Below are 1,692 nucleotides of genomic sequence, written 5' to 3' on the forward strand. Positions count from 1 at the left end.
CCGCCATTCATAAAGGAAGCTTACGAGCAAATAAGCCATTAAAAGTCATTAACTGCGGAGCATTTGCAGAAAACCTTGTTGACTCAACCTTGTTTGGTCATAAAAAAGGGGCCTTCACTGGAGCTGAAAAAGACCACCCAGGGCTTTTTGAACAGGCCGACGGCGGTACTTTATTTTTAGATGAGGTGGGTGAATTAACCCCCGAGATTCAGGTAAAGCTTTTAAGAGCATTACAACAAGGCGAGATCAACCGTTTAGGTGACACCCAAACCACTAATGTTGATGTACGTGTTATTGCAGCCACACATAAAGATTTATCAAAGCTAGTAGAAGAAGGTAAGTTTCGCGAAGACTTATTTTACCGCTTAGCAGTGGGCATTATACAAATGCCAGCACTACGAGAGCGCATTGAAGATATCACTGTTATTGTTAATCAACTTGTAGAGCAAATAAATAAAGCAGGTAGTAAACATCCCGACTACATAAGTAAAAATATTTCTGAAAAGGGAATAAAGTTTATTTTATCTCAGCCGTGGCAAGGTAATATTAGAGAGCTGTGGAGTACATTAAACCGTGCATTTTTATGGTCTGACTCACAAACAATAACTGAAAATGACTTAGCAAGTGCCATGATAAACCGCGCTAAAAATAAAAGCTTTACAGATATTACACTGTCATACGACGATAAAATAGATGTTACGCAATTAGTTGATAATTATAAAAAAGCTTATGTTTTAGCTGCTTTAAAAGCAAGTGGGAATGTTAAAAGCCACGCTGCCCAAATGCTTAATTTAAAAGATCACCAAACGCTTAGCAATTGGATGAAGCGCTTAAACATCAAACACGAAAAATAAAAAGGACAATAGTGTTGGTATATAAGTTGCCAATACCTATTGAGTAAAAGGAGAAGTAGCCAGTGAAAAAATCAAACTTTGAATTCTTAAAAGGTGTGAACGATATTCTTTATCGCATAGCGTTTGCTGCAGAAAAGAATTTTCCTGACGATCCTAATACTACATTAGTAAAACTGCGTATGTTTGGAGAAGCGTCAGCCAAGCACATTGCTAAACTTCTTGATTTAGAACTCCCCCCTACGCAAGTAGACTTAATCAGAGAGCTTGCAAAAATCTCATGGGTTGATGACTCCATAATCAACATATTCCACATGCTGCGTAAAGTTGGTAACCAAGCGGTTCACGACTACCACAACGATTTAGACGATGCCGAAATGGCACTGCGTTTAGCATTTCGTTTAAGTATTTGGTATTACCGACTAATTAAAAAAGACGTTGATTTTGCAGCGCCTATTTTTGTACTACCAGACGGCCAACAAGAAAACGAATACCAACACCAAGTAACAGAGCTAAAAGCAGCGCTACAACAAGCATTAAATAGTAACGCACAAACCGATAGTGAACTTGCTCAAAACAAAAATCAACTTACCGCACTAAGTGGTTATATTGCTATTTTAGAAGGCAAGCAGCAAGAAACCGAGCAACAAACACAAGACCGAGTAAACGCGCTTGAAGCACAGTTACAAGCCAAAGAAGCAGAGCTTGCACAAAAAACACAAGCAGAGCGCAAAGCATACAAACAAGAAATCACGCAACGTGCAGCAGCGCGCCGCTTAGACCTATCAGAAAAAGAAACGCGCTTTCTTATTGATCAGCAATTGCGTGATGCAGGCTGGGC

The 1,692-nt window shown here is 39.4% G+C and carries 2 protein-coding genes; both read left to right on the forward strand.

All coding sequences use genetic code 11. The features are described from left to right. Positions 1–854: sigma 54-interacting transcriptional regulator (locus tag L652_RS0100380; RefSeq protein WP_024595617.1), on the forward strand; the 854-nt coding region annotated here is incomplete at its 5' end. A gap of 62 nt (positions 855–916) precedes the next feature. Continuing rightward, positions 917–1,692: DUF4145 domain-containing protein (locus L652_RS0100385; protein WP_024603167.1), on the forward strand; the 776-nt coding region annotated here is incomplete at its 3' end.

This window comes from Pseudoalteromonas sp. TB25 (genome assembly GCF_000497995.1).
Lineage (GTDB): Bacteria > Pseudomonadota > Gammaproteobacteria > Enterobacterales > Alteromonadaceae > Pseudoalteromonas > Pseudoalteromonas distincta.